Here is a 21,907-nt window from a genome sequence, read left to right as displayed (position 1 = left end):
GCGCAGCACCACTCCAAGCAAGAACCTTTCGATGTCGTCGTCATGGGGGAGATCCTGGTCGAGGTGGCCACTGACGTGGCCCTCGCCCATGGCGTACCCGCCCAGCTCGGCATCTCCGGTGACGCCCTCAACGTCGCCGCTGCAGCTGCTGCGGCCGGCGCCCGGGTGGGGCTCCTGTCCGTCCTGACCGATGATGACCTCGGCAAGGCGATCGCCGACCGGATCGTTGAACTCGGCATTTCACCGGACCTCCTGAAGTTCCGGACCGGTCAGCAGGGCGTCTACCTGGTACACAGCGACCCTGACGGACAGCGTGAGTTCTCCTACGCCCGCAGCGGCAGCGTGGGATCCAGCCTGAGCCCCGAAGACGTAGACCCTGCAGTTTTCTCGGCCGCCGGCGCAGTAGTTGCCGGCGGCATTGCCTGCGCCATCTCGGACTCTTCCCGGGCTGCAGTGCTTAAGGCCGCGGCGGTTGCCAAACGCTTTGTGTTTGACCCGAACTTCCGCCCCCGGCTGACTTCCGTTAAAAATGCGACGGCGGTGCTCCTGCAGCTGGCACCGCGAACGTTCCTGGTAACCCCGTCGTTTCCAGGTGAAACGTCAGCACTCCTGGGCTGCTCCACGGCAGCCGGGGCCGCCGCCAGATTGCGGGACCTCGGGGCAGTGAATGTGGCCGTAACCTGTGGAGCGAAGGGAGTCCAACTCGAAGGCGAAGGCCTGGACAGTATGTGGATCGATTCGATACCGGCCCCCGCGGTCGTGGACCAGACCGGGGCAGGCGATGCCTTCGTCGGCACGCTGACCGCACGTATTGTCCTTGGCGACACCCTTCCGGCTGCTGCCCGGTACGGTGCAGCAGCAGCGTCCCTGGCAGTAGGCGGCAAGGGCGGGACAGGGTTTATCCCCACCTTCGAACAGACCCGCGGCCATGCTGCCGGCCCGGCCGAGGGAGCAAAGTCATCACACGCCTAAGCGCAGCCTCTCTTGCCACGATCGGCAACCACCGTCCGCTGCTGACCCCCGGCACTCTCCGTCCCGGCATTGTTCACCTCGGCCTGGGGGCCTTCGCCCGCGCGCACACCGCGGTGTTCACCGAGAATGCCATGCTCGCGACCGGCTCCTCGGAGTGGGGGATCGTTGGGGTGACTCAGCGTTCGGACACGGTGGCACGCCAACTGGCACCGCAGGACGGGCTCTTCACCGTGGCTGAGCGGGGCAGCGGAGCCGCGCCTCACCGAGTGGTCTCCAGCCTTGTGGAGGCCATCTCCGGCAAAGACCACCCGGAGATAGTGGTGGACCGGATCGCCGCCGCCACGACGCAGGTAGTGACGTTAACGGTCACAGAAAAGGGCTACCGGATTGATCCCCACACGGGGTCGCTCAACACCGGTGATCCGCAGGTGCAGGCAGACCTCGCCGGCCACCCGCCGCAGACCGCCATCGGGCAGCTCACCCGAGGCATCCAACAGCGGGAGCGCACCGGTACTGGTCCGCTCACCGTCGTCTCCTGCGACAACTTGCCCGCCAACGGGGAGCTGACCGAAAACCTTGTCCGGGCCTTTGCCGCCGCCCTTCCTGCAGAAGAAGCAGGGCCACTGCTCGCCTGGCTGGACGCACACGTGACATTCCCAAACACCATGGTGGACCGCATGGTCCCGGCCACCACCAACGCCGACCTCGACACCATCGAACGCGAACTCGGCCTGCGCGACGAAGCCGCCGTGGTGGCAGAACCCTTCATGCAGTGGGTCATCGAGGACAACTTCGCCGGGGACCGCCCGGCCTGGGAGAAAGCCGGCGCGCTGTTCAGCAACGACGTCGCGGCGTGGGAGGCAGCCAAGTTGCGCCTGCTCAATGCCAGCCACTCCCTGCTCGCCTACCTCGGCCTTGCCACGGGCAAGGACACCATCAGCGACGCCGTCGCTGAGGACTCCTTCCGCACGGCATGCAGGCTGATGCTGTTCGAGGATGCACTTCCCACCATAAGCCTGCCTGACGGCCTGGACGGCGAAACCTACTGCAGCCAAGTCCTGGAACGTTTTGCCAACCCGGCCCTGGGCCATACCACCACCAAGGTGGGCAGTGACGGATCCCAAAAGATCGGCCTGCGGCTGCTGACCACAGTCCGCGCAAACCTCGACGCCGGACGGGAACCGCGGTGGGCTACGCTCGCCGTGGCCGCCTGGATGCACCACGTCGCCACCACTCCCCTAGAGGAACTAAACGACCCCCTCGCGGCGGAACTTCAGGCAATCCTGCCAGATGAGCGCTCTACCGCGACGGTCGTCCCCGCGCTTCTCACCATGCGAAGCATCTTCGACGAAGGGCTTGCGGCCAACACCACCTTCGCCGGGCTGCTCACTCACTGGTACCTCATCATCGAAACCTACGGCCTGGACGGGCTGAGAAACGAGATCAACAATGGCTAATGCCACCAGCGTCCTTCACGTATCACCCGTCATCCCGGTAGTGACCATTGACGAACCCCAGCACGCCGTTCCCCTTGCAAGGGCACTGGCCGACGGCGGCGTCGGCATCATCGAGCTCACGCTCCGCACTCAAAGCGCGCTGGAGTCACTGAAGCGCATTGCCAATGAAGTGCCGGACATCCTGTTGGGCGCCGGCACCATCCTCACGCCCGGCCAGGCAGACGCAGCGGTAGCCGCCGGAGCGCAGTTTCTGGTCAGCCCTGGGATGACCCCATCCCTGCTGGACCACATGCTGGACCTCGACGTCCCCATCCTGCCCGGTGTGGCAACAGTGGGCGAGGTCATGGCTGTGCTGGAACGCGGGCTGGACACCATGAAATTCTTCCCGGCAGGACCCGCTGGCGGCCCAGACTACCTCGCCGCCATCGGAGCGCCCATCCCCCAGGTGCAGTTCTGCCCAACAGGAGGTATCAGCCTGAACTCCGCACCGGGATATCTGAAACTGCCGAACGTATCCTGCGTGGGAGGCAGCTGGCTCACCCCCCGCAGCGCCATCGAAAACCAGGACTGGCAGCAAATTACCAAGCTCGCGCAGGGAACCGCCTCCCTCAGAATGGCGTGACGAGGGCTATCCGTGTAAGTGGCAGGTCGCAGCAGATCATAATGCCCTTACCGGCCAGGCTGATCAATGCGCTAGAATAGTAAGCACGCTGATGAATATCGGTTGGCAGGATCAAGACTTAAGGAGTTTCACATGAACTTGGGAAGCATGATCAGGAATGCCGCTGGAAAATTCGCAGGCAGGTCCGGCACCGGCGGTACGGTCCGCGGCACCGGAACGAACGCCACCGGGCGCACGCCCAACACCACAGGCGCCATGGGCGGACGCTCCGGCACTGGCGGCGTGGCCGGCAGAATCATGGCCATGCTCAATAGGCGGCGCTGACCCGGCAGTATCAGGACCGACTGCTCCTAGGCTGACAGCCGCTTAGACAACGAAGCCCCGTACGGCGTTGATGCTTTACGGGGCTTCCTTGTGTGTGAAGTCGGGTCGACTTTGATGGGCCACTCTTGGCCCGCCCGATGAAACCACCCGCGGCGACGCCTTCGCTGCGGGGTTATGGCTTTACACCCAGGGGAAATCTCACTCCGGTGAGATCTTCGGAAACGGTCCATAGGCGCTGCTGGGCGATCTGGTCGTGTGAGTCATGACTGGAGGTGACCAGCTTCGGGTATCCGCGAATTTCACCCCAGTTGCCGGGCCCGTAATACTGGCCGCCAGTGACGGCGGTGTCGGTGGCGGCGCGCAGAGTGGGGAGGGCGCCCATCTCGGCCTTTTGAGTGAGCAGCGGTGCGAGCCAGGTGACGGGTATCCGAATCGAGGCGGGCACGTTGCGGGTGAGTTCGGTGTTGGACACGCCAGGATGGGCGGCGACGGCAACCGTGGTGCCGTGTGGAGCGAGCCGGCGCTGCAGTTCGTATGTGAACATCAGGTTGGCGAGCTTGGCCTGGCCATACGCGGCGGCGCGGCTGTACGAACGCTCCCACTGCAGGTCGTCGAAGTGGATGGCGGCGCGGATGCGGTGCCCGGTGCTGCTGACCGTGACGATGCGGGAGCCGGGGACGGCCAGGAGCCGGTCCAGGAGCAGTCCGGTGAGCGCGAAGTGGCCGAGGTGGTTGGTGCCGAACTGCAGCTCGAAGCCGTCGGCGGTGGTCTGTTTCGGCGTGTACATCACGCCGGCGTTGTTGATCAGGAGGTCGATGCGCGGGTAGGCGGCGCGCAGGTCGGCCGCCGCGGAGCGGATTGAATGAAGAGAGGTCAGGTCGAGGGCCTGAACGGCGACGTCGCCGTTGATGCGGGAGGCTGCCTGCTTGCCCTTCCTGACGTCGCGTACGGCCAGGACCACCGATGCCCCGTGCTCGGCGAGCATCCGGGCGGTCTCGAAACCCAGTCCGGTGTTCGCGCCGGTTACGACCGCCACCCGGCCGTGCTGGTCGGGTATGTGCTGCTCGTTCCAGTCATTACTCATGATGCTCCTAAAGAACTGTCGGTCTGTTATTTAGGGCTACTCTAAGAGACTGCCGGTCTGAAGTCAAGGGACCGGTGGTCTTTAGGTAGACTCGAGGAGTGACATTCCAGCGGGCGCGAAGCGAGGAGCAACGGGAGATCCGCCGTCGGGCGATCTTGGAGACGGCCACAACGATGCTCCGCGAGATGCCCGTGGCCGAGGTGAGCCTCAATGAGCTCAGCCGGCGGGTGGGACTGGCCAAGTCCAACGTCCTGCGGTACTTCGAGTCCCGCGAGGCGGTGCTGCTCGAACTGCTGGACGACTTCCTGGGAAGCTGGCTCACCGAGCTGGCGGAGGAGCTGGACGCGGGCATCCAGGCGGGTGCTGCGCCGGAGGTCCGGGTGGTCCAGCTGGCCGAGATCCTGAGCGATTCACTGGCGGACCGGGTGGTGCTGTGTGACCTCTTCGGCGCGCAGGGTGGTGTCCTGGAGCACAACGTGTCGGTCGAAGTGGTCAAGCGGCACAAGCGTTCTTCACTCGCCAAACTTGCAACCATGACCGATCTCGTACTCCGCCATGTTCCCGAACTCGGCGACGGGGCACAACTGTTCTGCCTGATGAGCCTTGTCTCGGCGGGGGCACTGTCGGCTTACGTACCTCCGCCGCCCAGCCTCCTCGCCGCGTACGCGGACGAGCCTGAGCTCGGTGTGTTGCACCTCGATCTCCGTGATGCTCTACGGGAGGCCTTCACGTCGACGCTCATAGGTGCACTGCCTCGTACCTGAACCAAGCTAGATACACCCCGCCGTCAGCTCAGGGCGCGGGGAATGGTAGTGATCTGGATGGACCCCTCATCCTGCAGGCAGTTTTTCGGAAACTGCGTTGTTGCCGCTGAACGAAGCTCAACCCCGATCTTGGAACCAGTTTTGGTGTTGGACACGCTGAGCTGACCGCCGCTCGTCGGCGGAATAATGGTTTCAGCATCCGGAGTAGTAACCGTCACCTCCGCAGCAGAAGTGACGGTTTGGCTTGCGTTTGCAATGTTGTCGAGAGCCTGGGGCGCGGTTAGCGCCCCGTAGTAGCGGCAACAACGTCGTGACAGTTCCGTGCCCACATAGCAAAGCGACGGCGACACCCCGCTCTGAGCGGAGTGTCGCCGTCGTGGTTTCGACAGGCTCAACCACCGGAACCACCGGAGCTAAGTGTCAGCCCCGCAGCCGTTCCATACCCGGATCGAACAGCGGCTCCGCCGTCACGGTGGCGGCAACCCGCTTGCCGAAGTACTCAATTTCCACGGCGTCTCCGACGTCGACAGTGGTTGGCAGCCAGGCGTACGCAATCGGCTTGTGCACCGAGTAGCCGTACGCTGCACTGGTGACGTAGCCGGACGCGACGCCGCCGACGTACACCGGTTCCTTGCCCAATACGATGGAGGTTCCGTCGTCGACCGTCAGGCACCGCAGCGCCCGGGACGCCGGCTGCTCCTTGCGCTCGGCCAGGGCTTCGGCCCCCACAAAGCCTGTCTTGTCCTTGGCGATGGAGAAGCCCAACCCGGATTCGTACGGGTGGTGTTCGGAGGTCATGTCCGTGCCCCACAACCGGTAGCCCTTTTCCAGGCGCATGCTGTTGAAGGCGCCACGTCCGGCGGCGACGATGCCGTGCTCCCGGCCGGCCTCGTAGAGCAGATCCCAGAGCTTCAGGCCGTATTCGGCAGTGGTGTACAGCTCCCAGCCGAGTTCGCCCACGTAGGAGAGCCGCATGGCCGTCACCGGAATGCCGCCGACGAAGATCTGCTTGGTGCGGAAGTACTTCAGGCCGTCATTGCTGAGGTCGTCGTCGCTGACCTTGCCGATGACTTCCCGTGCCAGCGGTCCCCACAGCCCGATGCAGCAGGTGCTGCCGGTGATGTCGCTGACGTGCACCCACTGGGCCGGATCCTCGGCGGTTTGCTTCCGGGCCTCGACCCGCAGGTAGTCGTAGTCCACGTTGCTGTTGACGCCGAGCTGGAACGTTTCCTCCTCCAGCCGGGCGACGGTCACGTCGCTGCGGATGCCGCCGTCGTGCTCCAACAGGAGGCAGTAGGTGACGGCTCCGGGCTTCTTGGCGATGTTGCCGGTGCTGAGCCGGTGCAGCAGCGCCTGCGCGCCGGGGCCAACAACGGAGAGCCGCTTGAGCGGAGTCATGTCATAGAGCCCGACGGCGGTGCGCGTCTTCCACGCTTCGGCGGCGGAGATGGGGGATGAGAACATGGCGGACCACTCGTCACGCTCCGGCGTCTGCCAGTCGGCCGGCAGTTCCTCCAGCAGCGGCCGGTTGGCCTCGAACCAGTGCGGGCGCTCCCAACCGGCAGACTCCAGGAAGAACGCGCCGAGCTCTTTCTGCCGGACGTTGAAAGGACTCACCCGGAGGTCCCGCGGGGACTCCTTGGGCTGCAGCGGGTGGAGGATGTCGTAGATCTCCACGAAGTTCTGCTGCGACGTTTCGCTGACGTACGCGTCCGAGGTCTGGACCTCTTCGAACCGGGTCAGCTCGCAGCCGTGCAGGTCAGTGCGGGAGTGGCCCTCGGTCAGCATCTCAGCCATCGCCTTGGCGACGCCTGCAGAGTGCGTGACCCAAACGGCTTCAGCCACGAACAGGCCCGCAACATCCGGGGCCTCGCCCATCAGCGGTCCGCCGTCGGGGGTGAAGGAGAAGATGCCGTTGAAGCCGTCATTGATCTCGGTCTGGCGCAGGGCCGGCAGCAGGTCCTGGCAGTCCTCCCAGGACGGGGCGAAGTCCTCCAGGGTGAAGTCCAGCCGGGATGGCATGTTGTGGTCGGACATCTCCTCCGCACCAACGCGGGGCAGCTTGCCCATGTCCACCGGCATGGGCTTGTGCGCGTAGCTGCCGATGCCGATCCGGTTGCCGTGTTCACGGAAGTACAGGTCCCGGTCCTGGTACCGCAGGATCGGCTTTGTGGCCCCGTTGGGGAGATCGTTGACGCCGCGCAGTTCATCGAGCGGAGTGGTCTTGACGTACTGGTGCGCCAGCGGCAGCAGGGGCACCTTGAGGCCGGCCAGCTTGCCCAGCTCGCGGCCCCAGAAACCGGCGCAGGAGACGACGATGTCTGCCGGGATCACGCCGTCGGACGTTTCGACGCCGGTGACCTTGCCGCCGGCCTGTTCGATCCCCGTCACGGTGGTGGAGCCACGGTAGGTGACGCCGGCTTCGCGGGTCTTGGCAATCAGCAGCTGCACGGCGCGTGCGGCCGAGGCCAGGCCGTCGGTGGGCACCAGGAGACCACCCAGGACGCGGCGGCCGTCCGCCAGCGCACCCTTGTTCAGGAGCGGGTAGTGCTTTTCGCATTCGTCGGAATCAATCAGCCTGCCCTCAATGCCCCACGACGTCGCGTAGCCCAGCTTGCGCGAGAGGTCCTGCAGGCGGGTTTCGGTGGTGGCCAGCTCGAGTCCGCCCACCTGGTTGAAGCAGGAGATGCCGTCCGCGCTCAGGGCGAGGAGCTTCTCCACGGTGTAGCGGGCGAACTCGGTCATGGTCTTGGAGGGGTTGGTCTGGAACACCAGGCCGGGGGCGTGGGACGTCGAGCCGCCGGCAAGTTCAAGCGGCCCCTGTTCCACCACGGTGATGTTGTTCCAGCCGCGGTTGGCAAGTTCATCCGCGAGGTTGGTGCCGACGATGCCGGCGCCAATGATGACGACGCGAGGTGATGCGCTCATGAAATGTTTCTCCTGGTCTCGCGTTAGCGGAATACGACGGTGCGGGTTTTGTTGAGCAGGACCCGGTGCTGGCAGTGCCACTTCACGGCCCGTGCCAAAGCCTGGGTTTCGGCGTCCCTGCCGACAGTTACCAGGGCATCGGCGTCCAGGCTGTGGTCAACCCGGAAGACTTCCTGCTCGATGATCGGCCCTTCGTCCAGGTCGGCAGTTACGTAGTGGGCGGTAGCGCCCACCAGTTTGACGCCGCGGTCGTAGGCCTGGTGGTAGGGCTTGGCGCCCTTGAAGCCGGGCAGGAACGAGTGGTGGATGTTGATGGCACGGCCGCGCAGGTTTCCGCAGAGCTCGTTGGACAGCACCTGCATGTAGCGGGCCAGGACCACCAGGTCCGCGTCGTATTCCTCCACAAGTTCCAGCAGCTTGGCCTCGGCCTGGGGCTTGGTTTCTGCGGTGACCGGGACGTGGATGAAGGTCAGTCCGGCAGCCTCAGCCATGGGACGAAGGGTCTCATGATTGGAAACCACGACGGCGATTTCGGCACCCAGGCTGCCGGCCTGCCAGCGGAAGATCAGGTCGTTGAGGCAGTGGCCGAACTTCGAGACCATCACCAGCAGCCGCTGGGGCCTGCCGTCATGAATGGTGAAGTTCATCCCGAAGTCCTCGCCGATGGGCTGGAACGCTTCGGTCAGGACCTCCACGGTGTCCTCGACGTCGGGCTCTGCCGGCATTCCTGCTGTGAAGGCGGTGCGGAGGTAGAGGTTACCGCTGACGTGGTCGTCAAACTGCTGGTGCTCCACGATGTCGAAGCCGCGGTCAGCCAGGAACGTCGTTACTGCCCTGACGATGCCTGGCTTGTCCGGGCAGGACAGGGTGAGGACGAACTGGGCAATGCGGGTTGTGGCCGTTGCGGACGCGGCGCCCGCGGCGGCAGTGGCATTGCCGGGCGGGACGCTCTCAAGAAGTATGGTCACGGGGAGCTCCTAAGGTGCAGATGTGGTTTTGGTGGAAACAGCAGGCGTTTGGCCTGGGGTGGAATCGCCGGGGCAACGCTTGTCTTCGACGCAGTGTTCGTCGCATTCATGTTTGGTCACGAGATCGAACTGCACGCCGCCGTGTTCATCGACGCCGGCCCGGATAGCGCGATCAACAACAGATTCCGCCAGGCGATGACGCAGGGAAATGGGGTCGCGGCGCAGATCCCGAACCAAAGCGAAGCACAGCAGGAACATGACGACGGCGAAGGGCAGCGCTGAAACAATGGTGATGTTCTTCAGACCGTTCAATGCCGCACTCGGGTCGTCCCCGCCGGCCAGCAGCATGACAGCCGCAATGGCACCGGTCAGGACTCCCCAGAAGATAAGTACCCGCCTTGACGGCTCCAACCGCCCGTTGGAACTAAGTGAGCCCATGACGATGGAGGCCGAGTCAGCACTGGTGACGAAGAAGATACCGATGAGGACCATGGCCAGCAGCGCGATTCCGACGCCTGCCGCCACCGGGACGTCAAGGTTCCGAATCAAGTCAAACAACGCGCCCTGGAAGGAGATGCTCGGTGCGCCATCAACGATGTCGACCAGGCCGTCGCCAGTGTCGGAGGTGGCATCAGCCCGCTGCTGGATATCGAAAGCGGTGCCGCCAAAGATGGAGAACCAGATGACGCTGACGACGCTGGGCACCAGCAGGACTCCGGTGACAAACTGGCGGATGGTACGCCCGCGGCTGATGCGCGCGATGAAGATACCAACAAACGGTGCCCACGACACCCACCATGCCCAGTAGAAAATGGTCCAGCCGGACATCCATTCACGAAGCGCCTCGTCCCCGACGGCTTCCGTCCGGGAAGCCATGGACGGCAGATCGCGTACGTAATCGCCGACGGCGGAGGGAATCAGGTTGAGGATGAACAGAGTGGGCCCCACAAGGAAGACGATTGCCGCCAGCGCCAGGGCGAGCACCATGTTGATGTTGGAAAGCCACTGGATACCGCGGGCGATGCCCGAAGCTGCCGAGATCACAAAGAGCACGGTCAGCGCGGTAATGATCAAAACCAGCACCGGGGATCCGATTTCACCGACCCATCCGTTGAACTGCAGGCCGCTGGCGATCTGCAGGGCGCCGAGGCCCAGGGAAGCGGCCGTTCCGAAGAGGGTGGCGAAGATGGCCAGCATGTTGATGACCTTGCCCGCCGGCCCTTCCGCCCGCTTCCCAAAGAGAGAAGTGAACGCCGAGGAAATGAGCTGGCGCCGGCCAAGCCGGAAAGTGCTGTACGCCATGGCGATGCCAACCACCGCGAACATCGCCCAGGGATGGATGCTCCAATGGAATATCGAGGTTGCCATGGCAGTCTGGATCGCCTCCGGGCTGACTCCCTGGACTGTTCCGGGTGGCGGTGCGACGTAATGGTAGAGCGGCTCGGCAACGCCGTAGAAGACCAGGCCGATACCCATGCCTGCACTGAACATCATTGCGATCCAGGACAGAGTCCGGAACTCGGGCTTTTCACCGTCCCTGCCGAGCGGGATATTGCCGAAGCGCCCCAGCGCCAGCCACAGGACGAAGATAACAAAAAGGGATGCCAGGCTGACGAAGATCCAGCCGGTGTTCTCGATGACCCACCCCAGCGCGGCGGTGGAGGCTGTGTTCAAGGAAGCGGAACCCGCGAAGCCCCAGATGACAAAGGCCAGGGCCAGGGCACCTGTTACACCGAAAGTGACCTTGTCCAGGCCCTCGAGGGAGCGGCGGGGACGCCTTCCTGCTGAGAGATCCGTTTCGCTCTCGCGCAGTTCCTGCAGTAGCTGTTCGTCATTTTCGTGCACTTCGGGTTGTTCGGCGTCCTTATCGACGCCGGGAGTTGGGTCATCCACGCCGTCGTGGATAGCGGTACCGGTATTTATTGCCATGTCTAAGTCCTTAGTTCGGATTCATGGGCTGGTGCTGTGAGGTCTCGGCTGCGCCTTTGCAGCCGGAACGGGGGTCAGGCATCGATCATCAGGTCCGTCTGCGCGGTGGAGCAGCAGGGCAGGAACTTGCCTGCAGAGATTTCCCGTGCGCGGATCCCGCCCTGGTGGTTCATCTCGACCTCCCCGGAAAGCTTGACGACCTTACAGGAGCCGCACATGCCTTCCTTGCAGTTCGCGCCAATCCTGACGCCCGCCCGTTGGGCAACCTCGAGAATGCGCTCGGTGGGGTCGATCCGCACATTGATGCCGGTACGCATGAAGGACATGGTGAGGCTGCCTGTTCCCACCGTGTCGAAGCTCGAAGCATCAGGGGAACCGGCTTCCGGCTCTACGCCCGGGCTGTTGACGGAGGGCTCGGAGCCGGGTGTTTCCGGGCCGCTGATTTCCAGCGGCAGCCCCGAGGCCTGCAGAGTTCCACTGGCATCGTAGCCAGGCTCGTAGAGCCCGAACGCGGCGGGCTGGCTTTCAAAGTAGTCCTCGGCGGATTCAGCGATTTCCTCGGCGATTTCCTCCGCTACGTCGGCTGCAAGCGCCACCTCTGCCTGGTATTCAAGGAGCGTCTGGCGATCTCCCGAGAAAAACTCCATGTGTATGGAAGTTTCGTCGACACCGACCTTCTGCAGGAGCTCGGTGGCGGTATTCAGGTAACCCTCCGGACCACAGGCGTAGACCTGACGGCCATTGGCGTCGGGGGCTACTTCCTCGAGCATGGCCGCCGTCAGCCTTCCACTGAGCCCTTCCCACCCCTCCGGTACGCTGCGGCTGCCCAAGGAGTAGTAGACCTTGATGCGCGAGTCCACGGAGGCGATGTAGGCCAATTCCCGGTGGAAGGCAAAGCCTCCAGCGTCCGAGCCGTGGTAAAGCATCACAACATCGGCGCGCCCGGGCAGGGAGTGGATGGTCCGCACCATGGACATGATGGGAGTGATGCCTGCGCCGGCAGCAAGCAGGAGGTACCGTGCCCGCCGGTCGACGTCGGGCAGGTGAAATGCTCCCACCGGTCCCAGCATCTCAAGAACAGCGCCGGGTTTGACGTTCTCATGCACCCACGGCGAGACCAGTCCCGTGGGGTCGGACTTGACCGTGATGTTGAAGGTCCACGGCTGGGTGGGCGAACTGGACAGCGAGTAACTGCGGTCCACCGGTTCCCGGTCCTCACCGTTCACGGGGAATGCGACGTTCACGTACTGGCCCGCACGGAACGCCAGCGGCGCACCATCGCAGCGGCGGAACACGCAGGTCATCATGCCGCCGGCCTCTGGAACGGTCTCGACGCATTCGGCCATGAACTCCTGTGGACGCCACGGGCCCAACGCACGGGCTGCCCGGGCGGGCGTCTCGGTGCTTCCCATGACCCTGTTCCACGGCATCTCCAAACCACGAATACGCTGTGGTTCCTGGATTGCCGTTTCAGGAAGGAGCTCAATCATGCCAAGTGCTCCTGCACGCGCTGCACGTACCAGTTGATGAATGCCTCGACCTGGTATTCGCTCTTCATGTAGGGACCGGGCTCGTAAGCCGGGCTGCCGGCGCCCTGCTGGCACAGCTCCACGAACGCCTTGTCCTGCAGGTTCGTCTGCTTCCAGGTGTAGGTGAGCTTCTCCAGGTCGTAGTCGACGCCTTCCACGGCGTCATCGGCCACCAGCCACGTGGTGCGTACGAGGCTCTGGTGTTCATTGATGGGGAAAACACCGAACGTGATGACGTGGTCGCCGAGGAAATGGAACCAGCTGTTGGGCTGCAGGTGCATTGAGCAGCGGCCCAGGCGGAAGTCGGGCAGGTCGCCGAGCAGCTTCTTGGAAAGCCTGCGCCCGTCCGCGGAGAATGACTCACCCTCTCCATCGAGAGATTCCCGTGAGATGCGGATTCCCGCGATGCGCGTGTCAAGCTCCTCGACAATTTCGTAGGGAAGGCCGTAGCGGCGGCAACGCTCCTCGAGGGAGGACTGGGCCTCCTTGTTGCGGTCCCACACTTCCTCCAGGTGAGTCGGGATCAGGCCCTCCGTGAGGCCCCAGGTGGGGAAGAGGGAGCAGGCGAGCTCAGGGTGGCCGTCGCAGTGGTAGCACTCACGGTTGTTCTCCATGACGAGCTTCCAGTTGCCCTCCTCGATGATGTTTTGCTGGTACGCGATTTTCGTCGTCGAGAGATCGTGGGGCGCCAGGTAGGGTTCGAAGATTTTGGCGGTTTCGTCGAAGTCCGTCGGCGGTTCATCCGCAATGCAGACGAAGATGAGGCCGGCGACCTCGCGGCCGTGGGCGCGCTTGAGGGCGAAGCAGTTCTTGTCGAACTTCGCTTCCCCGGGGGCGGAGGCGTGGATCAGGTTGCCCTCGGGGGAATAAGTCCAGGAGTGGTAGCCGCAGACCAGGTTTCCGGTTGAGCCGGCAGCTTCGGTCAGGACGCGGGCGCCGCGGTGCCGGCAGACGTTGTGCAGGACGTTCACGCCGCCGTCGTCGTTGCGAAGCACAATCAGGGAGTAGGGTCCGTAGTCGACGGTGACGTAGTCGCCCGGTTCCGGCAGTTCGGCGGTGCTGGCGGCAAATATCCAGTGCTGGCCAAAGATTGCCTCCATGTCGATGGTGAAGATCGAACGATCCGTGTAGAAGGGGGCATCGAGGGAGTAGCCGGCGCGCCGGAACTCAAACAGCGCGGTGATTTCCGCCAGCTGCTCGGCCGGCAATGATGCAGCGAGCTTTCCGCGTGGTTTGAGGGGCACGTTCACTGAAGCAGTCATGGGTTTCCTCCCGAGAGGCGGGGTAAATGGGTGTTGCGTGTCAACCACGGGTGCGTTGGGTGCGAGCGGCGTGGTGGAAGAGCTGGTACTTATGAGATTAGGGTCACATCGGCTGCAAAAATAGCGCAAGTTATTGACGATAATCATGCAGAATAGGTGCATGATCGATGCGAGGCTCATCACTCTTCGCGTGTTTGCCCGGTGCGGCACCATAGGCGCGACCGCGGAGCTCACGGGCTATTCCCCCTCCGCCGTCTCCGCGCAGTTGCGGGAACTCCAGCGCGTGCTTGGCATGGAACTGCTGACGAAAGACGGCCGGGGCGTGCGGCTCACCTCCACCGGTCGTTTTATAGTGGCGGGCCTGGATCCCCTCATTGCCCAATGGGAGGGCCTGCGCGCCGCAGCCATGGAGGCCGGGGACCAGGTGCAGCCCCATTTTGGCCTCGGCGGATTCTCTACTGCAGCCGCCCAGCTGCTCGCACCGCTGGCGGCTACCCTGCGCTCAACACGCCCCCTCCTGGAGGTGCAGGTCCTTGAGGCTGATCCGGCCCGTTGCTTCGACTTGTTGATCGCGGAACGTATCGACCTCGCGGTGATTGTCGCCATGCAGTCCGACACCTATGGTGAGGATGATCCGCGATTCGAGCAGACAGTACTGCTGGACGACCCGCTGGACGTGATTGTTCCCGGTGACCATCCGCTGGCCTCACAGGAAACAGCGACGCTCGAAGAACTGGCATCCGAACCCTGGATCACGGAGGCGGCAGGTTCCACCTACCATTCCCTCTTCACCGCGGCGTTCACGGCAGTCGGGGTGACACCGCGAATCGCCCACGAGGCCGTTGAATGGGAAACCCAGATCGCGTTCGTGGGGGCGGGGCTGGGTGTCGGCCTGCTGCCGCGGTTGGCGCCTCTGCATGGTGCCGAGAACGTGGTCCGGCTACGTATCACCGGAAATGCAAAACCCACGCGGCGCATTATCGCCGCGGCGCGCAGGGGCAGCATCGCCTCACCCCTGATTCAGGAGTCGCTCCGCATCCTGCACGCTAACGCCAATCGAATCCTCACTTCCCGACTCGAAGAGGAGGATCTCTGAGCGCACTAGTGGCGGGCGTAGCCCAGCCGCGCGCTGATTTTCAGCCCGGCTTCCTTCAGTCCGATTAGGAGCCCCGGTTCGTTTTCCGGATCGAAGCGGAAGGCGGGTCCGGAGATGCTGACGGCCCCTACTACGGCGCCCACGTGGTTGTGGACCGGCACCGAGATCGAGTTGAGCCCGATTTCGAATTCCTCCCGCACTACGGCGTAACCCTGGCGGGCGACGTCAAGTAACTGGGTTTCAAGCTCTTTCCTGTCTGTGATGGTGCGGGGCGTGCGGACCGGCAGCCCGGTTTCCTTCAGGATTCGTGCACGGTCGTCCGCTGGCAGCCCCGCAAGCAGGACCTTGCCGCTGCTGGTCGCGTGCAACGGCGTCAAACTGCCCACCCAGTCATAGGTGGCGAGGGTGGAAGGGCCCATGGCCTGGTCCACGTTCACGGCGAAATTGGATTGCAGCACCGCAAGGTTGACGGTTTCCTTGAACTCCTCTGCCAAGGTCTCGAGCACCGGGCGTGCTTCCCTCACCAGGCTGAGCCTGCCGGGGATGGAACTGGCCAGCCGCAGGACGCCGAAGCCCAGCTGGTACTTGCCGCGGTCACTGTTCTGGTGGACCATCTCCCTGTTAACCAGCGAGCCCAGGAGCCGCGACACCGTGGACTTGTGGATGCCCATTTCCTCGGCGATTTCGCTCACTCCGGCATGGCCGTCCCGGGCCAGGATCTCAAGGACCGTCAGTGCCCGGTCTACTGACTGAACACCTCCGTGCTGGCCGGACTCTGCATCGACCTCGGGTTCACGATCATTGTTTGTTGCCATGACTAATACTCTCAAGGCGTTAGTGGCGGGTGAAATCAGTACAGGCCCTTGCTGGGCGAGCGCAGTCGCTTCCGTCCGCGACGACGCGCCGATCTTCCGGGGTAACATTTCCACCATCGAGGCCATCCTGCGCGCCGGCGAAGAGGTCGCCGTCGCCGGCGGAGCCATCTACAGCGCCGGAACCCCCATGAATGGAGGTTTCTTGTGATCAATGACGGGCGGTTTCTCCCCAAGATCAGTGCCCGCTTACTGCGGCAGCCGACGGTCTTCAAGGCATTCAGTTGAAGCGCGACATCCGTGGACCCTATCGAAAACCCGGGCGTAGTTCAACCGCAGGCGCCTCCCTGGACTTCAGCGATCCTGGTGCAGGTCCTCTTTTAACCATGTGTGTGGCCCCTCGACTCGATCGAGCTCATCCGACACAACGTAGGCGTGGCCTGCAAGCAAACCGGATTTGTTTCGGATTTCAAAGCTGTCGTCTGGGAGCTGGAGGAAGCTGATGCCTTCCAGGCCCGACCCGACAAGATGGTGAGTTCATCGCCGAAGAGCTCGTAGTGCAAGTCTTTACCCAGGCTGAGGATGAATTCACCTCCTACTCTTGCTTCCTGGTCCGCTCACGGAAAACCCGTGAGAAGGACGGCCACGCCTACTGCATTGCCTGCGATGGCTTCTTCTGCCCCCCAAAACTGCGGGGAAGCTCGAGTGAAAGAAAGCCCCGTCAGGGTTTCCTGACGGAGCTTTCTTTCACTCGCTGTTGCTGGCTATGGGCGGGGCTGCCTGCGCTGTCTGTGACGCTGAAGCCGAAGCTGCTGCACGTATCCCACAGTAATGACCCCGGTCAGCCAGATCTGCCACAAGGGACCAGAACCAAGGTCACTCCATGGGATCGTGCCCAGGCACAGGCCTATGACCAAGCCCAGGCCGAGCCATAGAACCGCTTGGACGGCCTTTGTGTTGGTTTGAAGTGCCGGTGCTGCGGCAGCGCCGGCCAACATGAGGCCGCACGCGGCCCAGCCGATCAGAAACACTCTTAGCTGCTGGTCTGCCGGCACACTGCCGCTGGGCCACAGGATCAGTGTGACCGCAACCGTGGCCAAAACGAAGGCCGCACCGAGAACGACATCCTTGCGCTTGGCCGGCTGTGTTGCCTGTTGGGCTGACAGTGACATGATCACTCCTTAGTAGGGGCCGCACCTGACGATCGGGTAGCAGGAAGAACGGTTGCAGCAGTTCAGGCTGACACACCACGGGCAACCCACTGTTGCACAGGCAATGCAGGTAGCCAGAAGGCCGCAAGCGAATGCACACCCGTAGCAGCACGATTGAACACATCCCCAGTTCTGCTCATCACACCTCCGGTACATGCAGTCGGGGCACCCGTTTGCCATCGGTGACATCTCATCGTTCCTGAGGGCGGAGACATCAGTGGCCACGCCGTCGTCAGCTTCTGCGATCAGCCGTGAGGTATCTTCCCCGGTGACCCGGAAGACCCTGGTAAGACGCCTGGTGGTACCCGCCTTCGTGGTGACATCGTATGTTGCAACGACGGTGTCACCATTGACGTACGAGACTGCCAGCATGCTGCCACCGCCCGCAAGTGCGTGACGGGCACCTTTGACGGTGGGAAGATCATTCATTTGCTCCGAGACCGCGATGCCCGCCACTTTTCCGCTGCGCATTGCCGAGGCCTCGGACCGGACCGAGGCAACCTGCATCAGCTGCGACATGTGCTGCGAGTTTGAAGCACTCTTCCATGCCGCAAGCGCCTGGCTCGCAGTCAGGTCTTCCTTGGAGACGCCTGAGAGCTGATCAAACCAGTGTTCGTTGCGCTGTTTCTTTCCGGGTGCGGCCACAGCAGCAGTGCCGTTGCCCGCCAGAATCGAAATGCCCAGCGCGACACCTGCTGCACTTTGCAGGAACACGTTCCTGCTCACTCCGTGTTCGGGGCCGCGGTTGTTCGCGGCGCTGCGCTGACGCAGTGATCCAAGTTTCTGCAGAATCCGCCAACTGCCGCGCAAGCCAAGCTGGGTTGTCAGCGAAATTCCCATGGCCGCGCCCGTCCTGGCCGTGACGTCACCCCTAGGGCTGATCTTAATCAGCGTTGGTGTCCAAGGCGCATTGGCGCCCAAGGCAGCTACACGCCAGGCGACCATCTCCGGCGAGGAGAGGCTCATGACTTCAAGTTTTCCACCCGTTGCCGTAGCGACGTCATCGGCAATTTTGCTGCAGGCCATACATCCGGCGTCAAAGCCAAGTATGAGTCTCATGCGTGTATCTTTCACAGTTCCCCCAATTCACTGTCAGGACCGCGCCAGTGCGGACCTGTTTTCAACACCATTTCGAATTATTACTAACTTGTCAAACGTCTTGACTGCCGACGCCTATGCCAACCGTGTGTAAGACCCTGCCTGGCCGTGACCGCGTAACCCATACGAGTGCCTCCAAGTTCGCGCTTGTTACATCGGCCGTGACGTACGCTCGAACCTGACTTCGGGCAATCATCGAAATGCCGTCAGAATAGGGTCAGGAATTCCGCTTCCTGCACTCCACTGGCGAACAGCATTAGATACCAATCTGACACCGGGCCGTAGACAGGCGGCGCGATCACCTGAGGCTCCACCCGGTGATTGAGCCTGTCGAAACCAGCCCGAAGGGATCTCGAAAAGCTCGATCACCGGGGGTTCGACGGGCTAACCACCGGCTGCCTACAGCACCGTGCGGATCGTTTCCTCGAACCCGGTGACGTGGTGCAGGGCCAGCTCCCCGGCTTTCTCGGCATCGCCGGCCGCCACGGCCCTGAGCAGGTCCACGTGTTCGGTGATGTGGCCGGTCACCGAGGGGACTTTATCCAGGACCAGGCACCAAATGCGGGTGGCCAGGTTGTCGTACCGGATCAGCGTGTCTTCCAGGTGCGGGTTGGCTGCTGCCTTGTAGATCAGCCGGTGCACCATGAGGTCGTAACGCATGAGCTCACGCGACTCCCCCATTCCGGGATCGAGTCCGGCGATGGCGTCTGCCACCTGCAGCAGCTCCCGGCGGATGGCATCACTGGCCCTGGTGGCGGCCCGCCGGGCAGCCAGCGGTTCCAGCAGTTCCCGGATCTCCGAAACGTCAGCCAATTCCGTGAAGTCGACGTTGGTGGCAAAAGTTCCGCGGCGGGGGTAGGAAACCACCAGGTGGTCCACCTCCAGCCGCTTGATTGCTTCTCGGACTGGAGTCCGTCCGAACCCGAACTCTGCTGCCAACTGCCCGTCGTTGAGGGGCTCGCCGGGGCGGATGTCCAGCATGATCAGCTTGTCGCGCAGTTGTCGGTAGGCAGCCTCCGCCTGCGACGGAGCTTCCTCCTCCGCGGGGGCCAGGGCAAGAAGTGCATTCACGGCGCTGCTCCGTTTCCTCGGTTCCCGTTCCTACTGCCTGCCGTCATCCGGTGGTCAGTTTGGCCGGGCTATTGACTCAACTGTGATCTCGATCATACCATTGAACCCAGACTGATATATCAGTTATCTGCAAAGTGGTATTTCAAAAGGAGCATCTGTGGTTGAGCAGCTGAACGAGAAACTTTCCGTGGTCGATCCCGAGGTCAGCCAGGCCATCGACAGGGAACTGGACCGCCAGCAGTCCACGCTGGAAATGATCGCCTCGGAGAACTTCGCTCCGTCAGCCGTGATGGAAGCCCAGGGATCTGTCCTCACTAACAAGTACGCCGAGGGTTACCCTGGCAAGCGCTACTACGGCGGCTGCGAACACGTCGATGTCGTCGAGCAGCTGGCCATCGACCGGGTGAAGGCACTGTTCGGCGCAGAGTTCGCCAACGTCCAGCCGCACTCCGGCGCACAGGCCAACGCCGCCGCCATGTTCGCCCTGCTGAACCCGGGCGACACCATCATGGGCCTGGACCTGGCGCACGGCGGCCACCTCACCCACGGCATGCGCATCAACTTCTCCGGCAAGCTGTACAACGTCATCCCGTACCACGTGCGTGAATCGGACCTCCGGGTGGACATGGCAGAGGTCGAGGCGCTGGCCCTGAAGCACCGCCCCAAACTGATCGTGGCCGGCTGGTCCGCCTATTCGCGGCAGCTGGACTTCGCCGAATTCCGCCGGATCGCGGACCTGGTGGATGCCTACCTCATGGTGGACATGGCCCACTTCGCCGGCCTGGTGGCTGCCGGGCTGCACCCCAACCCGGTGCCGTACGCCGACGTCGTCACCACCACTACCCACAAGACCCTGGGCGGCCCGCGCGGCGGCGTGATCCTGGCCAAGGAACAGTACGCCAAGAAGATCAACAGCGCCGTGTTCCCGGGCCAGCAGGGCGGTCCGTTGGAGCACGTCATTGCGGCCAAGGCCGTGGCCTTCAAGCTCGCAGGTTCGCCTGAATTCAAGGAACGCCAGGAACGCGTCCTGGAGGGATCGAAGCTCCTGGCCGAGAGGCTTCTCCGCGAGGACGTGGCCGCCGCAGGCATCTCCGTCGTCAACGGCGGTACGGACGTCCACCTGGTCCTGGTGGACCTGCGCAACTCGGAACTGGACGGGCAGCAGGCCGAAGACGCCCTGCACCGGATTGGCATCACCGTCAACCGCAACGCCGTCCCCTTTGATCCCCGCCCGCCCATGGTGTCCTCCGGCCTCCGCATCGGCACCCCCGCCTTGGCTACCCGCGGATTCGGTGCCGCCGAATTCGCAGAGGTTGCGGACATCATCGCGACGGCGTTGATCGCCGCTGCAGGCAACTCCACCAACGGCGGTGGCACCAACAGCAGCGGCACCACTGGCATCGGCACCCTTGACGGGGACACCGCCGTCGAACTTGGCGCCCGCGTGACCGCCCTTGCAGACCGGTTCCCCCTCTACGCCCACCTCTCCCGGGACCTCGACGACGCTGCGGCGTTGGGCGAGCTCGAAGACGCAATGATCGGAACAGCCCAGTGAGCACCGAACAGCTTCCGGAGCACCCGGACTTCCTCTGGCGCAACCCGGAGCCCAAGTCCTCCTACGACGCCGTGATTGTGGGCGGCGGCGGGCACGGCCTGGCCACCGCCTACTTCCTGGCCAAGAACCATGGGATGACCAACATCGCAGTCCTGGAAAAGGGCTGGCTGGCTGGCGGCAACATGGCCCGGAACACCACCATCATCCGGTCCAACTACCTCTGGGACGAGAGCGCGGCAATTTACGAGCACGCCCTCAAGCTCTGGGAAATCCTGCCCGAGGAACTCGAATACGACTTCCTGTTCAGCCAGCGCGGCGTGATGAACCTCGCCCACACCCTGGGCGACGTCCGCGAAAGCATGCGGCGCGTGGGTGCCAACAAACTCAACGGCGTGGACGCGGAGTGGCTGGACCCCCAGCAGGTCAAGGAACTATGCCCCATCCTGAACATCAGCGACAACATCCGCTACCCCGTGATGGGGGCGACCTACCAGCCTCGCGCAGGCATCGCCAAGCACGACCACGTGGCCTGGGCCTTCGCCCGCAAGTGTGACGAACTGGGCGTGGACATCATCCAGAACTGCGAAGTCACCGGCTTCGTCAAGGACGGCAACAAGGTGGTGGGCGTCAAGACCAACCAGGGCACCATCAACACCGAAAAGGTGGGCCTCTGCGCTGCCGGGCACAGTTCCGTGCTGGCTGAAATGGCCGGCTTCCGGCTTCCTATCCAGTCCCACCCGCTCCAGGCCTTGGTCTCCGAACTCCATGAGCCCGTACACCCCACGGTGGTCATGTCCAACCACGTGCACGTCTACGTCTCCCAGGCCCATAAAGGTGAACTGGTCATGGGCGCCGGCGTCGACTCCTACAACGGCTACGGCCAGCGCGGGTCTTTCCACGTGATCGAGCACCAGATGGCAGCCGCCGTCGAACTGTTCCCGATCTTTGCCAGGGCGCACGTGCTGCGGACCTGGGGCGGGATCGTGGACACCACCCTGGACGCCAGCCCCATCGTGGGTACCACTCCGGTGGAGAACATGTTCGTGAACTGCGGCTGGGGCACCGGCGGGTTCAAGGGGACCCCCGCTGCCGGACTGACCTTCGCGCACACCATTGCCACGGGCGCCCCGCACAAGCTGAACGCGCCTTTCGCGCTGGAACGGTTTGAAACCGGCGCCCTGATCGACGAACACGGCGCCGCCGCTGTGGCCCACTAGCCGCCGGC

At 63.5% G+C, this 21,907-nt stretch carries 20 protein-coding genes and 1 pseudogene; 10 read left to right on the top strand and 11 right to left on the bottom strand.

Features of this window, described 5'->3' with window-relative positions:
* Positions 1-42 precede the first annotated feature (42 nt).
* The 4 genes from ACWA13_RS00515 (at position 43) to ACWA13_RS00500 (ending at position 3,375) form a co-directional block, all read left to right on the top strand.
* Entirely contained in the window at positions 43-972 is a 930-nt protein-coding gene (locus ACWA13_RS00515) for a PfkB family carbohydrate kinase (protein WP_463937979.1), read from the top strand.
* The gene (locus tag ACWA13_RS00510) at positions 960-2,429 is read left to right on the top strand and encodes a mannitol dehydrogenase family protein (RefSeq protein ID WP_463937978.1); all 1,470 of its coding nucleotides are present in this window, start codon (positions 960-962) and stop codon (positions 2,427-2,429) included. Before ACWA13_RS00515 ends, ACWA13_RS00510 begins: the two co-directional genes overlap by 13 nt.
* Positions 2,422-3,051, top strand: coding sequence for a bifunctional 4-hydroxy-2-oxoglutarate aldolase/2-dehydro-3-deoxy-phosphogluconate aldolase (gene eda / locus ACWA13_RS00505; protein WP_463936014.1), 630 nt, complete (start codon positions 2,422-2,424; stop codon positions 3,049-3,051). Before ACWA13_RS00510 ends, eda begins: the two co-directional genes overlap by 8 nt.
* Before the next feature lie 132 nt (positions 3,052-3,183).
* Positions 3,184-3,375: a hypothetical protein gene (locus tag ACWA13_RS00500; protein WP_463936013.1), complete on the top strand. Its 192-nt coding sequence runs from the start codon at positions 3,184-3,186 to the stop codon at positions 3,373-3,375.
* A gap of 172 nt (positions 3,376-3,547) precedes the next feature.
* Here ACWA13_RS00500 and ACWA13_RS00495 read toward each other — a convergent pair whose 3' ends face one another.
* Positions 3,548-4,459: an SDR family NAD(P)-dependent oxidoreductase gene (locus ACWA13_RS00495; RefSeq protein WP_463936011.1), complete on the bottom strand. Its 912-nt coding sequence runs from the start codon at positions 4,457-4,459 to the stop codon at positions 3,548-3,550.
* Between the two features lie 98 nt (positions 4,460-4,557).
* Between ACWA13_RS00495 and ACWA13_RS00490 the strand changes: the two genes are divergently transcribed.
* A complete protein-coding gene (locus tag ACWA13_RS00490; RefSeq protein WP_463936010.1) occupies positions 4,558-5,223 on the top strand; it encodes a TetR/AcrR family transcriptional regulator in 666 nt (221 codons plus the stop codon).
* A 23-nt stretch (positions 5,224-5,246) separates the two neighbouring features.
* Here ACWA13_RS00490 and ACWA13_RS00485 read toward each other — a convergent pair whose 3' ends face one another.
* From ACWA13_RS00485 to ACWA13_RS00460, 6 genes are all read right to left on the bottom strand, one after another.
* Positions 5,247-5,552 (bottom strand): hypothetical protein, encoded by a 306-nt coding sequence (locus tag ACWA13_RS00485; RefSeq protein WP_463936008.1) that lies wholly within the window; start codon positions 5,550-5,552, stop codon positions 5,247-5,249.
* A 91-nt stretch (positions 5,553-5,643) separates the two neighbouring features.
* Positions 5,644-8,151, bottom strand: coding sequence for a GcvT family protein (locus ACWA13_RS00480; RefSeq protein ID WP_463936007.1), 2,508 nt, complete (start codon positions 8,149-8,151; stop codon positions 5,644-5,646).
* Between the two features lie 23 nt (positions 8,152-8,174).
* Positions 8,175-9,119 (bottom strand): formyltetrahydrofolate deformylase, encoded by a 945-nt coding sequence (gene purU, locus ACWA13_RS00475; RefSeq protein ID WP_463936005.1) that lies wholly within the window; start codon positions 9,117-9,119, stop codon positions 8,175-8,177.
* Between the two features lie 9 nt (positions 9,120-9,128).
* A complete protein-coding gene (locus ACWA13_RS00470) occupies positions 9,129-11,048 on the bottom strand; it encodes a BCCT family transporter (RefSeq protein WP_463936004.1) in 1,920 nt (639 codons plus the stop codon).
* A 74-nt stretch (positions 11,049-11,122) separates the two neighbouring features.
* Entirely contained in the window at positions 11,123-12,538 is a 1,416-nt protein-coding gene (locus ACWA13_RS00465; protein ID WP_463936003.1) for a ferredoxin reductase, read from the bottom strand.
* Positions 12,535-13,839, bottom strand: coding sequence for an aromatic ring-hydroxylating oxygenase subunit alpha (locus ACWA13_RS00460; RefSeq protein WP_463936002.1), 1,305 nt, complete (start codon positions 13,837-13,839; stop codon positions 12,535-12,537). Before ACWA13_RS00460 ends, ACWA13_RS00465 begins: the two co-directional genes overlap by 4 nt.
* A gap of 160 nt (positions 13,840-13,999) precedes the next feature.
* Between ACWA13_RS00460 and ACWA13_RS00455 the strand changes: the two genes are divergently transcribed.
* Positions 14,000-14,935, top strand: coding sequence for a LysR family transcriptional regulator (locus tag ACWA13_RS00455; RefSeq protein ID WP_463936001.1), 936 nt, complete (start codon positions 14,000-14,002; stop codon positions 14,933-14,935).
* A 5-nt stretch (positions 14,936-14,940) separates the two neighbouring features.
* Here ACWA13_RS00455 and ACWA13_RS00450 read toward each other — a convergent pair whose 3' ends face one another.
* Positions 14,941-15,750, bottom strand: a complete 810-nt coding sequence (locus ACWA13_RS00450; RefSeq protein WP_463935999.1) for an IclR family transcriptional regulator — start codon at positions 15,748-15,750, stop codon at positions 14,941-14,943.
* Here ACWA13_RS00450 and ACWA13_RS00445 point away from each other — a divergent pair.
* On the top strand, positions 15,749-15,958 hold the full coding sequence (locus ACWA13_RS00445) for a hypothetical protein (RefSeq protein WP_463935997.1): 210 nt from the start codon (positions 15,749-15,751) through the stop codon (positions 15,956-15,958). The genes ACWA13_RS00450 and ACWA13_RS00445 overlap by 2 nt on opposite strands.
* Positions 15,959-16,304: 346 nt before the next feature.
* Positions 16,305-16,352, top strand: a pseudogene (locus ACWA13_RS00440) (hypothetical protein); the annotation flags it as partial.
* Positions 16,353-16,511: 159 nt separating this feature from the next.
* On the opposite strand, the gene ACWA13_RS00435 reads toward ACWA13_RS00440, so the two are convergent.
* The 3 genes from ACWA13_RS00435 to ACWA13_RS00425 all read right to left on the bottom strand — a co-directional run bounded on the left by ACWA13_RS00435 (position 16,512) and on the right by ACWA13_RS00425 (position 19,127).
* Positions 16,512-16,919 (bottom strand): hypothetical protein, encoded by a 408-nt coding sequence (locus ACWA13_RS00435; RefSeq protein WP_463938011.1) that lies wholly within the window; start codon positions 16,917-16,919, stop codon positions 16,512-16,514.
* A gap of 9 nt (positions 16,920-16,928) precedes the next feature.
* On the bottom strand, positions 16,929-18,017 hold the full coding sequence (locus tag ACWA13_RS00430) for a hypothetical protein (RefSeq protein ID WP_463935996.1): 1,089 nt from the start codon (positions 18,015-18,017) through the stop codon (positions 16,929-16,931).
* A 438-nt stretch (positions 18,018-18,455) separates the two neighbouring features.
* On the bottom strand, positions 18,456-19,127 hold the full coding sequence (locus ACWA13_RS00425) for a GntR family transcriptional regulator (protein WP_463935994.1): 672 nt from the start codon (positions 19,125-19,127) through the stop codon (positions 18,456-18,458).
* Between the two features lie 157 nt (positions 19,128-19,284).
* On the opposite strand from ACWA13_RS00425, the gene glyA reads away from it, so the two are divergent.
* Both glyA and ACWA13_RS00415 read left to right on the top strand, forming a co-directional pair.
* The gene (glyA, locus tag ACWA13_RS00420) at positions 19,285-20,682 is read left to right on the top strand and encodes a serine hydroxymethyltransferase (RefSeq protein ID WP_463935992.1); all 1,398 of its coding nucleotides are present in this window, start codon (positions 19,285-19,287) and stop codon (positions 20,680-20,682) included.
* On the top strand, positions 20,679-21,899 hold the full coding sequence (locus ACWA13_RS00415) for a sarcosine oxidase subunit beta family protein (protein WP_463935990.1): 1,221 nt from the start codon (positions 20,679-20,681) through the stop codon (positions 21,897-21,899). Before glyA ends, ACWA13_RS00415 begins: the two co-directional genes overlap by 4 nt.
* Positions 21,900-21,907 lie beyond the last annotated feature (8 nt).

It is taken from the genome of Pseudarthrobacter sp. TRD_SC_9 (assembly GCF_055361265.1).
The sequence above is the reverse complement of the archived record's forward strand: the minus strand, read 5'-3'. Positions and strand labels throughout refer to the sequence as shown.

Excerpts from the sequence above, each read along its gene's own strand:
- ACWA13_RS00515 (WP_463937979.1), top strand. The coding sequence starts at position 43 with ATGGGGGAGATCCTGGTCGAGGTGGCCACTGACGTGGCCCTCGCCCAT.
- eda (WP_463936014.1), top strand. The coding sequence starts at position 2,422 with ATGGCTAATGCCACCAGCGTCCTTCACGTATCACCCGTCATCCCGGTA.
- ACWA13_RS00500 (WP_463936013.1), top strand. The coding sequence starts at position 3,184 with ATGAACTTGGGAAGCATGATCAGGAATGCCGCTGGAAAATTCGCAGGC.
- ACWA13_RS00495 (WP_463936011.1), bottom strand. The coding sequence starts at position 4,459 with ATGAGTAATGACTGGAACGAGCAGCACATACCCGACCAGCACGGCCGG.
- ACWA13_RS00480 (WP_463936007.1), bottom strand. The coding sequence starts at position 8,151 with ATGAGCGCATCACCTCGCGTCGTCATCATTGGCGCCGGCATCGTCGGC.
- ACWA13_RS00470 (WP_463936004.1), bottom strand. The coding sequence starts at position 11,048 with ATGGCAATAAATACCGGTACCGCTATCCACGACGGCGTGGATGACCCA.
- ACWA13_RS00465 (WP_463936003.1), bottom strand. The coding sequence starts at position 12,538 with ATGATTGAGCTCCTTCCTGAAACGGCAATCCAGGAACCACAGCGTATT.
- ACWA13_RS00460 (WP_463936002.1), bottom strand. The coding sequence starts at position 13,839 with ATGACTGCTTCAGTGAACGTGCCCCTCAAACCACGCGGAAAGCTCGCT.
- ACWA13_RS00455 (WP_463936001.1), top strand. The coding sequence starts at position 14,000 with ATGATCGATGCGAGGCTCATCACTCTTCGCGTGTTTGCCCGGTGCGGC.
- ACWA13_RS00445 (WP_463935997.1), top strand. The coding sequence starts at position 15,749 with ATGACTAATACTCTCAAGGCGTTAGTGGCGGGTGAAATCAGTACAGGC.
- ACWA13_RS00450 (WP_463935999.1), bottom strand. The coding sequence starts at position 15,750 with ATGGCAACAAACAATGATCGTGAACCCGAGGTCGATGCAGAGTCCGGC.
- ACWA13_RS00435 (WP_463938011.1), bottom strand. The coding sequence starts at position 16,919 with ATGTCACTGTCAGCCCAACAGGCAACACAGCCGGCCAAGCGCAAGGAT.
- ACWA13_RS00430 (WP_463935996.1), bottom strand. The coding sequence starts at position 18,017 with ATGAGACTCATACTTGGCTTTGACGCCGGATGTATGGCCTGCAGCAAA.